Annotated in this window: 12 protein-coding genes; 6 read left to right on the plus strand and 6 right to left on the minus strand. The window is 50.9% G+C overall.

Annotation, left to right across the window (positions count from 1 at the left end; genetic code table 11):
- Positions 1 to 198 precede the first annotated feature (198 nt).
- On the plus strand, positions 199 to 1,149 hold the full coding sequence (locus M1D70_RS06325) for a helix-turn-helix transcriptional regulator (RefSeq protein ID WP_456289451.1): 951 nt from the start codon (positions 199 to 201) through the stop codon (positions 1,147 to 1,149).
- A gap of 55 nt (positions 1,150 to 1,204) precedes the next feature.
- Positions 1,205 to 1,711 (plus strand): GyrI-like domain-containing protein, encoded by a 507-nt coding sequence (locus tag M1D70_RS06330; RefSeq protein WP_456289452.1) that lies wholly within the window; start codon positions 1,205 to 1,207, stop codon positions 1,709 to 1,711.
- A 138-nt stretch (positions 1,712 to 1,849) separates the two neighbouring features.
- Here the strand turns inward: M1D70_RS06330 and M1D70_RS06335 are convergent, their stop codons facing one another.
- The 5 genes from M1D70_RS06335 to M1D70_RS06355 form a co-directional block, all read right to left on the minus strand.
- On the minus strand, positions 1,850 to 2,329 hold the full coding sequence (locus M1D70_RS06335) for a GNAT family N-acetyltransferase (RefSeq protein WP_009595366.1): 480 nt from the start codon (positions 2,327 to 2,329) through the stop codon (positions 1,850 to 1,852).
- 141 nt (positions 2,330 to 2,470) lie between these two features.
- Positions 2,471 to 3,295: a carbohydrate ABC transporter permease gene (locus tag M1D70_RS06340; RefSeq protein WP_456289453.1), complete on the minus strand. Its 825-nt coding sequence runs from the start codon at positions 3,293 to 3,295 to the stop codon at positions 2,471 to 2,473.
- A gap of 1 nt (position 3,296) precedes the next feature.
- Positions 3,297 to 4,247, minus strand: a complete 951-nt coding sequence (locus M1D70_RS06345) for a carbohydrate ABC transporter permease (RefSeq protein ID WP_012819401.1) — start codon at positions 4,245 to 4,247, stop codon at positions 3,297 to 3,299.
- Between the two features lie 86 nt (positions 4,248 to 4,333).
- Positions 4,334 to 5,641 carry an ABC transporter substrate-binding protein gene (locus M1D70_RS06350; RefSeq protein WP_009595349.1) on the minus strand — a complete coding sequence of 436 codons (1,308 nt, stop codon included), beginning with the start codon at positions 5,639 to 5,641 and terminating at the stop codon, positions 4,334 to 4,336.
- Positions 5,642 to 5,845: 204 nt separating this feature from the next.
- Positions 5,846 to 6,778, minus strand: coding sequence for an AraC family transcriptional regulator (locus M1D70_RS06355; RefSeq protein WP_009595346.1), 933 nt, complete (start codon positions 6,776 to 6,778; stop codon positions 5,846 to 5,848).
- 180 nt (positions 6,779 to 6,958) lie between these two features.
- Between M1D70_RS06355 and M1D70_RS06360 the strand changes: the two genes are divergently transcribed.
- On the plus strand, positions 6,959 to 8,152 hold the full coding sequence (locus M1D70_RS06360; protein WP_456290396.1) for an acyltransferase family protein: 1,194 nt from the start codon (positions 6,959 to 6,961) through the stop codon (positions 8,150 to 8,152).
- Between the two features lie 131 nt (positions 8,153 to 8,283).
- On the opposite strand, the gene M1D70_RS06365 is transcribed toward M1D70_RS06360, so the two are convergent.
- A complete protein-coding gene (locus M1D70_RS06365) occupies positions 8,284 to 10,551 on the minus strand; it encodes a helix-turn-helix domain-containing protein (RefSeq protein ID WP_456289454.1) in 2,268 nt (755 codons plus the stop codon).
- Between the two features lie 362 nt (positions 10,552 to 10,913).
- Here M1D70_RS06365 and M1D70_RS06370 point away from each other — a divergent pair, with 362 nt between their 5' ends.
- The 3 genes from M1D70_RS06370 to M1D70_RS06380 are packed head-to-tail and all read left to right on the plus strand — an operon-like array spanning position 10,914 to position 14,355.
- Positions 10,914 to 11,804, plus strand: a complete 891-nt coding sequence (locus M1D70_RS06370; protein WP_254778116.1) for an ABC transporter permease — start codon at positions 10,914 to 10,916, stop codon at positions 11,802 to 11,804.
- A 16-nt stretch (positions 11,805 to 11,820) separates the two neighbouring features.
- The gene (locus tag M1D70_RS06375) at positions 11,821 to 12,702 is read left to right on the plus strand and encodes a carbohydrate ABC transporter permease (protein ID WP_009595368.1); all 882 of its coding nucleotides are present in this window, start codon (positions 11,821 to 11,823) and stop codon (positions 12,700 to 12,702) included.
- Between the two features lie 33 nt (positions 12,703 to 12,735).
- The gene (locus M1D70_RS06380) at positions 12,736 to 14,355 is read left to right on the plus strand and encodes an extracellular solute-binding protein (protein WP_009595384.1); all 1,620 of its coding nucleotides are present in this window, start codon (positions 12,736 to 12,738) and stop codon (positions 14,353 to 14,355) included.
- Positions 14,356 to 14,439: the final 84 nt, after the last annotated feature.

A 14,439-nucleotide genomic window follows, 5' to 3' on the forward strand; every position in this document is an offset into this window, starting at 1 on the left:
TACCTATATGTATGTCTACGTTGCTAGGGAAAACTGCGTTTCATTCCGCCCCAGTTTGCTTGCCGTGCTTATCATTGTAGCATAACAGATTAACGATCATCTGAACCCGACCTAACGGTTGCATGAACACATCCCGAATCTGTTAAGCTTGAGTTAAGAAAGCTGATGAAATGATCGAGAACGAAAGGATGGCTGATCATGAAAATAGACCGGCTGTTAGCCATAACCGTCCTGCTTCTTAACCGTGGGAGACTGAGCGCCAAAGAGCTGGCGGATCGGTTCGAGGTATCCAGCAAGACGATATACCGAGATATGGATACGCTGTGCCAAGCCGGGATTCCGATTGTCGCCCACCAGGGGATCACCGGCGGATTTGAGATCATGGAGCATTATATGATCGATAAGTACTGGCTGTCCGCCGAGGAGATGAGCACCTTGGTGACAGCCGTTAAGGGGCTGAGCAGCGCACTGGAGGATCCGCAGATGGGCGTGCTGCTGGAGAAGGTCAAAGCGCTGCTGCGCAGGGTAGAGCAGGGACTTGGCGACGAATATCGGAAGGAGCCCGTAGTCATGGACTTTCAGCCTTGGGGACAGCGTCAGGGACTGAAATCCGCCGTGGGCTTGCTCAAACAAGCCATTCATGACAAGCGCAGGGTACAGATGGAGTATATTGATCATCAGGGCCACGCGGAGCGAAGAACCATTGAGCCGGCATCCCTGATTCTGAAGGGAAACATATGGTATGTACAAGCCTTTTGCCTGGAGCGGCACGACCATCGAATCTTTCGGTTATCGCGCATGCAGCATATCGAGATCCTGGACCAGACTTCGGAGACAAGAATGATACCGAGCATGGAACGACTGGAATGGGATTCCTCATGGTCGGGCGCGCTGGAGAGGGAGACTGTGCTGCTATTCGAAGCTGCCGCGCGCCAGCGGGTGGCGGATATGTTTCCGCCGGAACAACTGATCGTCAACCCGGACGGCTCCTTACGCGTTCAAGCGTTATACAAATTGGACGAATGGTTCTACGGCATGATTCTAAGCTTTGGTAATCAGGTGCTGGTTGAGCAGCCGGGCGAAGCGGCAGAGGAAGTGAAACGAAGAGCGCGATTGATTATGCAGCGCTACGATAACCAGGACAGATAGATGTCCACGTTACCTCTGTAGAATGAAGCTATATTCATGACAAGGAGGATACAGCATGAACAACAGCAATCAGAATCAGAGTGAACGATGGATAGAGGTTAGGCCAGCCATGTCCATTCAGGGCGTCGGCGTCCGAACGACAAACGAAGCGGAGGCAGGACCGCAAGGCAAAATACCGCAGTTATGGGATCGGTATTTCCAAAGCGGCTTGCAGTCCCAAATATCCGGGGACGATCAAGCTATGTATGCCTTATATACCGAATACGAATGCGATGCGTCCGGGGCGTACACATTGATCATCGGCAATCAGGCGGATGAGGTCGCGGCTGCGGAAACCTCCGGCGAGCTGCAGCAAGCGTACGTCCCGGCATCCAGGTACTTGGTATTCCGGACAAGACGCGGGCCACTTATGGAGATCGTCCCGCAGGTATGGCATGAAATTTGGAGCTACTTCCAGCAAGCAGCGGAAAAAAGAACGTTTACTGGCGATTACGAACGCTATGATATGCGGCAGTTTGATTCTGCCCATACCGTGGTGGATGTTTACATCGCCATTGAGTAGCGGTGAAGCAGCGGCAGACCGGTTCGGGTGGCTGAAATGGAGCAGACGATTGCACCGGAATGTACCCCTCCGGAAATAGCGATAACCTAAAGCAGAGTGATCCCAAGGAGGATCACTCTTTACTTTTCCATCAAGAGGTTAGGCCTGCCGCTTTTTGACCATCGTCATGAAGGAGGTGCCGCCCTTATCGAACGATGCAGCCTCCGAGAAGCCAAGCTTGGCATACAGGCGAATGGCTCGTTCGTTGAATCGGGCCACGGTCAGCCGAAACGATTCGCGTTGGTGAAGTTCTCCCATGGATGCCAGCACGCAGGAGAGGAACTTGTGTCCCAAGCCTTTTCCCGTCAGCTCCGGTTTCATGCCGAGTCCGATATCGAGCAGATCCTCATCGTATGCCCCTAACGGGATCGCCATCGGTATTTGGGCAGATGGGCCGGTGCAGCAAAAACCGATCAATTGCTCCTCAGCGTCCAGAATGGCGTAATACGAACATTCCAGAAGCTCTTTTCGAAACTCCTCATCCTGTCCGCTGTCGTAGAAGTCATAGGGAGGCTCATAGTTCCATGACATGATTTGATCGGCAATCGCCTCCGTCATGGCTGTGATGTGATAAGGCATTGTTCTCATCCTTTTTGTCTATTGAATGTTTCTTCATAGTTGTTTATTTCTGCCCGATCAGCACAAAAACCTCCTCTTCCATATTCGCAGCGGGCCTGATTGGCCTAACTGCGATGGAAGAGAAGGTTCTCATTCAACCTATTATTTAAACCCGGTCAACGCCGATCCCGACTTCATGAAATACTTCTGTCCGAAGAAATAGATCAGGATCATGGGAATCGCCATGATGGTGGATGCCGCCATCAGTTTCTCCCACTGCGCCCCGTGGTCCTGCTGAAAGCTTTGCAGGCCGACGGTGATGGTCCATTTGGCCGAATCGTTCAGATAGATGAGCGGTCCCATGAAATCCACGTACGACCACACAAAAGAGAATAAAGCAACGGTGGCCAGTGCTGGCTTCAGGATCGGCATAATGATCTTAATATAGATCCGCAGCTCCGAAGCCCCATCGATCTTTGCTGCCTCGGACAATTCGGTCGGCACGCCAAGCAGAAACTGCCGAAGCAAAAAGATGAAGAACGGTGCCCCGAAGAATGCGCCGATGGTAAGCGGCATGATCGTATTGACCCAGCCGAGCTTGGTGAAGATGATGTACTGCGGAATCATCTGCACTTGCGCCGGCAGAATCATGGTTGCCACGACGATGGTAAAGATGATGTTCCGGCCCCTCCAGGGAATGCGGGATATCGAGTAGGCCACCAGCGGTGCAGAGAATAGCTGGCCGATGATATTCACCATACAAATCACAAACGTGTTCATCATGTAGCGGGTAAACGGAATGGCTTGGAGCGCCTCTTTATAATTGGACCACTGGAACGTCTCCGGGAAAATGCTCGGCGGGAACTCGAGTATCTCCTCCGGCGTTTTCAGCGAGGTCATCACCAGCCATACAAATGGAAACAGGAAGATCACAGCGAATAGAAGAAGGACCGCATGCGGCAAGATCACCCGCAACCTGACAGCCATGTTACTCACCTCCGTAATAGACCCAGCGGCCCGACGTTTTTAACAGGATGAACGTAATCAGCAGCACAATGATGAACAGAATCCAGGCGAGCGCCGAGGCATAACCCATCTTCAGAAAGACAAAGGCTTCCTGGTACAAATTGACCGCATAGAACAGCAGCGATTGCTCCGGCCCCCCCAATGAGCCGCTTCCATCCACCTTGCCGCCAGCCAAAATATACGATTCCGTAAAGATTTGAAAGGCGCCGATCAACCCCATGATGAGCTGAAAAAGAATGATGGGGGACAGGGCAGGGACCGTGATCTTCCAGAAGCGGTACCACCAGTTTGCTCCGTCCACCTGAGCCGCTTCATAATATTGCCTTGGCACGCCCTGGAGGGCAGCCAGGAAGATTAAAGCGCCCGCACCCGAGCCCCACAGGCTCATCAGGATAAGGGACGGCTTCGTATAACGGGGATCCAGCAGCCACGCCGGGTCTGTTAAACCCAGGGTGCGAAGTGCCATGTTAACCAGCCCGAAGTCGGGGTTCAGCATCCATGTCCACAATAGAGCGCTTGCAACGATCGGTATGACGGACGGAAGGTAGAAGATGGTGCGGTAATAATTGATCCCCTTCACTTTGAAATTGAGCATCACGGCTATCAACAGTGAGACAGCCAGCGTGATCGGCACGGATATGAACGCCATGAAAAAGGTGTTGCCGAGCGACTTATAGAAGCGGTCATCCGCGAGGATTTGCTCGTAATTCTGTAGCCCCACCCACTGGGGAGGGCTGAATAAATCGTATTCGGTCAGACTCAGATAGAGCGAACCGAAGAACGGATAGACGGTAAAAGCCAGAAACCCGATGATCCAAGGAGAGGCGAACGCCAGGCCAAGATACACATAATGACGCTCCTTCCTGGACCAGCCTGACACGGGCTTTCGTTGATTTGCTGTGGAGACTCTCATCTTCGCGATTCTCCTTCCGCTTCAAGATATTTAGGCAGCGGCCCCGCCCAACCCATCGCTGCATTGGACAGAGCCTGCTTGGTTCATCATTTCACCAGCGGCTGAATCTTGGCCTTCACCTTGTCCAAGCCTTCCTGCATGCTGACGGTGCCTCGGAGAATAGCGTCATATTGCGCGCTGAACTCCGTCATGTACTCGTTCGCGTAGGAAGAAGCCGGGAAGGACTTCAGGTTTTCGCTCCCCGAATAGTCGAGGAATTCCTTAAACCCTGGCACATCCTCATAGAGTGGGTTGGAGAAGGCCGAATTTCGCGTCGGGAGATTCCCGAGGGCAGCCGTAAACTCAGCCATTTGCTCCGGCTCGGTCATCCATTTGATGAATTTCCAGGAAGCGTCCGGGTTTTTGACGCCTTTTGGAATATAGAATACGCTGGTAGTTACATTTCCGGAGTTTTTAAGTTCCGGGTTGTTCTCATCATAAGGAATGGGAGCTATGCCGTAGTTCAGATCAGGCGAGTATTGCTTGATGAAGGTGGGCAGCCATTCTCCGTCAATCGTCATCGCATATTTGCCCGAGAAGAACGGATTCTGTGCCGACATGTATTGGCCGAGCCCGGAGGAGAATCGGTCCAGATTATCGGAACCGTATTGATCCCAGATCTCCTTCGAGAGCTTGATGGCCGATTGGATCCCCGGATGATCAGGCGTCACCTGCTGCGCTGCTTCATCATAAAACGATCCGTTAAAGGCATAACTGAACGTATACGCATCCATGCCCGGCCACAATCCGAGCCGCTGGAGGCGGCCTCCATCCTCGACGACGCTCAGCTTCTTGATATACTCTTTCAAATCGCTTATCGTTTCCGGCGGACCGTCATAACCGGCTTCCTGCAAAATATCCTTGTTGTAGAACAGCATGGACACGTGCATGGCCGTCGGGATTGCATACGTCTTGCCTTCATGCTGGGAAGTGCTTAGGGCAGCCGGCACGAAATCCTTAAGATCGACGCCGTCCTTCGCTATATAATCATCCAGCGGCATCATGGCGCCACGGAGTCCCCACGGCACGACATTTTGTCCGAATTGGGATGCGATGTCCGGAGGATTGCCCCCGGTGATCGCGGTAAGCTGTTTCTGGTAATCGCTTTGGGATAACCCCTTCACTTGAATGTCGGGATTGGCGCTGTTCCACTTGGCAATCAACGCTTCCAACGCTTCCGCTTCCGGTCCGGTCCATCCGTACCAGAAGTCGAGTGTTACGGCATCCTGGGCAGGCGGATTATCGGATGGCTTGTCACCAGCATCACTGCCCGCTTGGGGCGCATTACCGCCCGAGCATCCTGTTACGATAGAGAACAATAGAATAAGGCTCCAGATCCAAGATTTCTTCTTCATTCCTCTTCCTCCCCTTGAGCAATCGTGTACAATCGTGCAACGTCATTCATCGAAGTTCTATCAATTCCCTCCCCAACACAGTTGACTAAACAACCGGCCCTGATCCAGTTATTTGCAAGAATTATGGATATCGTAGCATGTAAAAAAATCATTTCATTTCACTATCGTGTTCAAAAATAGGATTATCGTATGGCTTTGAACACTCTATTTCATCGCTTGTTTACGAAAGTCGGTGGGAGAGATGCCCGTATACTTTTTGAAGATTCTGCAGAAATAGGAGAGTTCATTAAATCCGGTGGAGTAGCAAACATCCGTTACGGATAACTCCGGCTGCTTCAGCATCATCATGGCCTGCAGAATCCGCAGGTCGGTGAGATAACGGTTGAATGTTTTGCCTGTCCATTCTTTGAAGAGGATGCAGAACGTGGACCTTGATAAATTCGATAGGCTGCATAGATCATTCAAATTCATATCTTCCTGGTAGTGGTTATGGATGTGATCAACGACTCTCGTCATGATTTCCCGGTATTTCTCCGATTTCTCGAATCCTTCACGCAGCAGCTCGCCGTTGACCTGCCGTGCCAGAATCGAGAGAAGCACAAGCAGCTTGGCTTTGAGCGAGATTTGAAAAAAAGGGGTGCGTCTCTCGTATTCGATCAGCATATCCTTCAGGACATTTCGGACCGTTACGTCGGTCACGCTGTCCAGCGTGATTTGGGATTGGGCGTTCATTTCCTTGCGCAGAAAGTATTCCAGAAAGGCCACATCGAAAAAGGCATGTTCTGTCGGCTGTTCCTGAAATCTCTCGTTCACGAAGGAGGGCATGAATTCGCATCCGTAAATTTCGATGTCCTCATCGGGTGAAATGCTCACGCTGTGCAGGGTAAATGGAGGAATAACAAAAATATCGCCTTTGCGTATCTCGTATACCTGTTGTTGGACGGTGTGCAGGAAAGCGCCTTTTGCCACATACCATATCTGAAAATAATCATGGCAATGCGTCCATAGGCTCTGCTGATAGGTCAATTTATACATTTTGCATGGAAGACCTTCCAACATCTCCATCTTTGAGTTAAAATAAACGACACCTGATCCCGTTAGTTCTTCAATATCGACCTGACTCCAATAAATACTCAAATTTTTTCCCTCCCCTATGATTTTCCTTAGTTTAAGAAAACGCTTTCATTTTATGTGGCAGCCATTTTCTTAAACATGATTATCCCTAAAACATCCGGATCGTGTACAGAATTCCTCTTCCTCCCTAAGAAATATAGGTTACATTATCAGCCTATTTCATAGGGGAACGTGGGGTTGTTTATGAAAATCGTATATTTGGACGGCTTGAGAGGGCTTGCCGCCTTGATCGTGGTGGTATCTCATTTTTTTCAAGTGTTTGCACCGTCGGTTTTTGAGGGGAGGGAGGAGATCGAGCATTTCGCTTTTGAGGGGATTGCCGCGCGAACGCCGTTCAATCTGCTGTTTAACGGCAACTTCTCCGTCTGTCTGTTTTTTGTGCTCAGCGGATATGTGCTCAGCTATCGTTTTTTTGGAACAGGGGACAGGTTCATCGTTTATTCTTCCGCCATCCGCCGCTATTTTCGCCTGGCCTTGCCGGCCTTGGCATCCGTTTTCCTTGCTTATCTGATCCTCGTATTGGATCTCGGAGCTTATGACAATATACGCGGGATGACGTTATCTTCGATGCCCGATCCGTTTGCCGCCGACGCCAATCTGCTGGTCATGCTGAAGGAAAGCTTGTTGCATACCTTTTTCACCTATGGCTCGCAGTACAATCCCGTGCTGTGGACGATGACGTACGAGCTGTTCGGTTCGTTCATGATCTTCGTTTTTCTGATTGTTTGCGGCCGCCATCGGATTCGTTATGCCGTGTATGCAATCCTCATCTGTTTATTCATCGATTCCTACTATTTGGGATTCGTCCTGGGCATGCTGTTAAGCGATGTAAAGAACAACGGGAGGGAGCGGCCGGCACTTATCCATCGGTCCTGGATCCAGCTTCTGCTGCTCTGCGCCGGTATTTACTTAGGCTCCTATCCTTACATTGCACCGCAAGGAACGGTATATTCGGTCCTCCAATGGGGGGCTCCCAATTTCGATTTCTTTGTGTTTTATCATGTAATCGGATCATTCCTGATCCTAACGGTGCTGCTGCATTCAAGCCGTATGCAGTCGATATTCAGCCATCGGTTTTTTGCTTATTTGGGTAAAATCTCGTTCTCGCTGTACCTCGTACACTTTACGGTGATTTGCTCGTTCGGGAGCTATGTCTTTCTGCAACTCAGCCCGTTTCTGAGTTATGGTCCCTGCGTGCTGCTTACCACGATTCTCACGTTTGCGGTTATCGCCGCGGTGACCCATTGGTTTTACCGGCTCGTAGATGCCCGGGTTCTGCTCGGGTTGTCCAGGTGGAACAAAGCGTTATTCGCGTCTGGGAAGCTGAGAGGACGCAAGAGCCAAATACAGACGGAACAGACCATAAAGGCCGACTAGATACAGATTCGGTTACCTCCATCGTGTGAGCGAACAATGAAACGCAAAAAAACCTTCTCTTCCGGGATACCAACCGGGCATACGCCCGGTCCATGCCGAGAAAGAGAAGGTTTTCTTTTGTTACCGTATTCTCAGGATCCGCTCGCATGGGTCTGCACCACATGCTGCCTGCGGTATGCGCCCGGCGTCATGCCGACGGCCTTCTTGAATGTCCGGTTGAAGGAGGTAATGTTGAGATAGCCTACGCGCTGGCTGATCTCATTGACGGTCAGGTCGGTGCACGCCAGCAGCTCCCTCGCTTTGTTCATGCGGATGCCGAGGAGGTGATCGCTGAAGTTGAGACCGGTCTTCTCCTTGATATAAACGGAGAGGTAGGCGCTCGACAGGTTCAGCTTGGCTGACAGATAGTCGAGAGACAGATCATCGGCATACTGGTTATGGACAATGTTCATGAACATGGCGATGAGCGGCTCTTCCCCGGTATCCTTTTTCTTGCGGATGAGGGCACAGGAGGCTTCGACGAGCTGACGGAATACGCCTTGGTAATCAGATAAACAATGGCATTCCGCCAATCTTGCACTCCACTGCTTCAAAGATTGGACGGAGGTTTTGTCAATCTGGGCCATCTCCATAAAACTTAGAATTTTGGAAGCGACGGAATCGGCGAAGAAACGAAATTGCGCGATGCCGGCCTCCTTGCGCTGCATGGCTTCAAGCGCCTGGTCGATGATCTGCAGGGAGCGGCCGTCGCTGCCGGATTGCAGTGCGTCGAGCAGCCCTTTTTCCTGCGGCGGGCTTAGGCTCACGGTGGTAGGGAGTACCCGCTGCGTGGTCACGATCTGCGATTCCTCGAGCAGCGGAGCCTGCGCAGCCAATCCTTTGACCTGATGGTAGGCTTGATTGAATTCGGACGAATCGCTTACCTGGGAGCTGACCGCAATCGTGACCAGGAACAATTCCTTCTCCTCATTCAACATGCCCTTGATCTCCAGCAGCAATTCCTCCAGGCGGGCCGCTTCCTCCCGTTTGAAGATGGAGACGATCTCGTTCTTCTCGATCTGGAACGTATGGGAGCCCGGATAGCGCTCGGCCGTGATCAGATGAATATGCTCCAGCATATGGCGGACGGCCTGATCGGTTTGGAGGGGAAGCTCATAGACCGGATTCATCCGGAACCGGATATGGTACAGAACCACGATGAAGCTTCCGTCATCCGACAGGAAATCCTCCCATTCGCTGATATCGGTATTAATGCTCTTCAGCTGACTGATATAAGAGTAACTGGTCAGGACGGACTTGTGTTTGTTCATGCGGTCCCGAATCTCTTCCTTCTCCCGGAACAGCTCCTGAATGCGGTTCTGGATCAGGTCGTATTCCGTGACGCTGCCGGTTTCCGGCATCGCCGAGCTGCTGGCTCTGTTCAGCACGGTCGTCAGGATCTGCTTCACCGGCTTATGCAGCCGTCGGCTGAGGAAATAGGATGCAGCAAGCGCTACCCCGAGCGATAGGCAGAATATAAGCAGCAAACCGCCGGTTAACCGGCTCAGCTGGGAAGAGACATGGCTGTAAGGCACGGCCGAAACATAGGTCAATCCGTCGGATCCGGCTTCCGCAAAATAGTAGGTTCCATCCTTCAGCACGGCTTTTTGACCGGCCTCGAACGGCGGCAGCTGATCCTGGTCCATGGAGCCCAGCGTATACAGCACTTGCCCTTCGGCATTCAGAATGGCAAGCGCGCGATCGTTCGACTCGCCGAAGAAGGATTGGGCGGCCTTATCGATATCGATGAGGGCAATGACCTCATATGGACTGTCCGGCTGCTTGTAAACAAAAGGCATCAGCGTTTTCTCGGACAAATCGTTGTTGATTCGATAGGTTGAAGCAGGGAGGAGCTTGAAGGATTCCGGATCGCCCGTATAACCGTTCCAGAACGAATAAGGGTACATCGGACTCGTATAGGAACGATTGAACATATAGGCAGCATCGCCGCTCCCGGATTTGCTGAGCACAAAATCAAACTCGCGAAGATAAATCAGGGTGTCCTCCAGAAAGAACAGCGGGTTATAGATATCGCTCCGCATCTGCATCATCACATCTCGGGCCTTCAAGTAATTGACTTCGTTTCCGGTCTGGTGGCGAAGCTGATTATTGAAGCCGATTAATTCGGACTGGTTATATATATCGAACATTAATACCTGCAGCCTGCTGAATTGGTTGTTGAACCGTTCTGCCGTATCGTGAACCGACCGTTGGCTGTTATCGATGATTTCTTTTTGCAGGCTGGTCTTGAAGAGCTGGAAGATAACCGCATAGAACAATCCGAATAACACGATGATGGCCAGAAAGCTCAGAAAAATTTTAAAGAATACACTGTGGCTTTTATGCCGGATCCAATTCACAGTCTTCCCCCCTTTGTATTTTTCTGACGTTCCAGGTTTCATAACATTATATAGGACAAGTATTAAGGAATGTGCCCGAATCGTGTTAATCTTTCGTAAAAATGGGATAGTCAATATTTTAGATTTTAAGCATTGCTTTAGGAAAACGCGGCTTCCGCCCTTCCATCCAATGAAAGGCAAGACATCATTAAAATGGTCAATACCCCTCATGCGTTCGGGTCGTTTATGATGCAGACGTGGACCTTGGGACACAAAGGAGACGCATAGACGAAGAGAGGGGATTGCCGATTTTGCAACGTCAGCTAAGCAATGTGGAAGCGCATTCAAAAATTCAAAGGAAAAGTGTCTGGCGAAGAACCATGATGCAGATGCGCAGAAACTGGCAGCTATACGCTTTATTTGCACCGGTTCTGTTGTACTTCATTGTATTTCATTATGTACCCATGTATGGCGTCCAGATTGCATTCAAGGATTTTATGGCTAACAAAGGGATCATGGATAGCCCATGGGTGGGCTTCAAACATTTTGAACGCTTTTTTGACAGCTTTTATTTCTGGCGCATTATTAAAAATACGATGGGTATCGGGTTATATGAGCTGGCGGTCGGATTTCCGATTCCGATCATTCTGGCCCTAATGATTAATGAAGCCAGATCGGGCCGGTTCCGCCGATTCGTACAAACGGTAACTTATGCACCTCATTTCTTGTCCACGGTCGTTGTTGTCGGAATGATCATGATGTTCCTGTCGCCGGTAAGCGGCCTTGTCAATTTGATTATCACCTCCTTCGGCGGAGAGCCGATTGCATTCATGACGGAGCCCTCCTGGTTCAAGAGCATCTATGTGTGGTCCGGCGTGTGGCAGGGCATGGGCTGGAGCTCCATCATCTATTTGGCGGCACTCGCCGGGATCGACCCGCAGCTGCATGAGGCGGCCAAGGTGGATGGTGCGGGCTGGCTCCGGCGAATCTGGCATATCAATCTGCCGGGGATCGCGCCCACGATGACGATTCTGCTCATTCTGAACATCGGCTCCGTTCTTGGCGTCGGCTTCGAGAAGATCTTCCTGATGCAAAATTCGCTTAATATGGAAGCGTCCGATGTCATCGCCACGAACGTATACCGGAGCGGCATACTGGGCGCCCAGTATAGCTTTTCGGCTGCGGTCGGCCTGTTTAACTCCATCGTCAACTTTATCATGCTGATTACCGTAAACCGGATTGCCCGAAAAGTCAGCGAGAACAGCCTATGGTAAGGAGGAAGGATGGCATATGCCGCAAAGCCGCAGTGAACGAATAGCCGGAGTATTTATTTACATTATATTATCATTTATTACGCTCCTTGTGCTCTATCCTTTATTTTTTGTTCTGATTGCTTCCATCAGCGCCCCGGAAACGGTGATGCGGGGGGAAGTATGGTTATGGCCGAAGGAATTGTCGTTTGTCGGTTACGAACGATTATTTGCCAACTCGGATCTCATGCGGGGATTCATGAACACGCTGCTGTATACGACGACGGGAACGGCCTTGAATGTACTGATGACGATAGCAGCTGCTTATCCGTTGTCCAGAGCCGATTTTAACGGCCGCGGCATTTTTACGGCGATCATCGTATTCACCATGTTCTTCAGCGGGGGAATGATCCCGAATTACTTGCTGGTGAAGGAACTAGGGATGCTGGATACGATTTGGGCCATTATTATCCCTTCGGCCGTATCCGTGTGGAACATCATTATTATGCGGACCTTCTTCCAGAGCTCCATTCCGAAGGAGATGCAGGAGGCGGCGTTTATTGACGGAGCTTCCAACATGCGGGTGCTATGGCGCATCGTCCTGCCGTTATCCGGTCCGATTCTGGCCGTGATGGTGCTGTTCTATGCCGTGGGCCACTGGAATTCGTATTTCAGCGCACTGATCTACTTGTCAGACCGTGCGAATTATCCGATGCAGCTGTTCCTGCGTGAAATTCTGGTTCAGGGGCAAATGCAGGAGATGGTGGATATCAGCGATGATTCACTGGCACGCAGCCTGATGGATGCGGAAGCGATCAAATATGCGGCGGTCATCGTGACGAATCTGCCGATGCTGCTGCTGTATCCGTTCCTGCAAAAGTATTTTGTGAAGGGTGTTATGATTGGTGCAATTAAAGGTTGATTACGGACAATCGATGAGGGGGATATGAAACTTATGGTGATGAAAAAATGGACTTCGCTTACATTGGCTGCCGTGCTGGCCGCCGGATTGCTGGCTGGTTGTGGGAGCAAGAGCGGGGAGGGCGCAGCCGATAAGGGCGAAACGCCGCAGGCAAATTTTAACGAGACCGGAATGCCGATTGTGAACGAGCCCCTCGACCTTACGTTTTTCACAGGGAAGTCGCCAACGAACGGAAGCAAATTCGAGGAAACCCTTGTATGGAAAACCTACCAAGAAATGTCGAATGTAAATGTGACCTGGAACCTCATTCCATTCGATACGCTGACCGAGAAGCGGAACTTGGCGCTTGCAGGCGGGGATTATCCGGATGTGTTCTATTCCGCAAGGGTCAGCTCCGCCGAATTGACCCGCTATGGGGAGCAAGGAGTATTTATACCGCTGAACGATCTGATCGATCAATATGCTCCGAATTTCAAAAAGCTGATGGATCAGTACCCGGATATTCGAAAAGGATTGACGATGCCGGACGGCAATATCTATTCCCTGCCTTCTTTTTATGATCCAGAACTGCTCTCCATGTTGATTGGCACCCCGATATGGATTAATCAGGAATGGCTCGATCAGCTCGGGATGAAAGAACCGCAGACGACCGAAGAATTCTATGCCTATTTGAAGGCGGTCAAGGAAACCGATCTGAACGGCAACGGACAGCATGACGAGATTCCTTTCTCCTCCACAGGCATTACCGGGATCATCGATCATTTGAAAGGCTCTTGGGGACTTGGCACGAGCGGACTTGGCCATAAATTGGTGGATGTCGATCCGGACACTGGGAAATTGCGCTTTACCAAGGCCTTGCCGGAGTACAAGGAAATGCTTCAATTCGTCAACAAGCTGCACCAGGAAGGGCTGCTCGATAAAGAGATCTTCACGATTGAAGGCGGCGCGTTGAATGCGAAAGGGCAGGAGGGCCTGCTCGGTGCCACGATCGTGCCGAATCCGGAGATGGTCATGGGACGCAAAGAATACATCGGGCTCGGGGCGCTTAAGGGACCGCACGGAGACCAGCTCTATTCCCACGTCAAAGTGCCGATGGTTCACGTGGGTGCATTTGCGATTACCGATAAGAACCCGAATCCGGAAGCCACGATCCGTTGGATGGATTATTTCTACGGGGATGAGGGAGCCCAATTCTATTTCATGGGTAAAGAAGGAGAGACTTACACGAAGAACACGGACGGTCAGTTGGAATATGTGAAAGAGATTACGGAGAATCCAAACGGATTAACGCAGGATCAGGCATTGGCCAAGAATTTCACTTGGCTCGGGGGCAGCTATCCGGGCTTTGTGCGGGAGAAATGGTTCAAAGCTTCGGAGACGCGCCCTAACGCCATGGCTGCTGCCGAAAAGGCAGAGCCGTATGCCGTGAAGGAGATCCTGTACAACTTTAACTTTACATTGGAGGAAACGGACGTCATGACCTCGATCGGTAAAGATATCGAGGATTACGTGAAGGAAATGGAAGCGAAATTCGTGAACGGCTCGGCCTCGTTCAGCCAATGGGAAGAGTATGTGAACACGCTCAACAAAATGGGTCTGGACCGGTACATGGAAGTTTACCAGGCCGCATATGAGCGCTATCAGGCGGAGTAAACGCAAGATATGTAAAGCGAGGGCGCGATTCGGGGAGATTCCCGGATCGCGTTTTTTTATTCAATTGGTGAAATATCCCAAAAG

The sequence above is a fragment of the Paenibacillus sp. AK002 genome, from assembly GCF_053903045.1.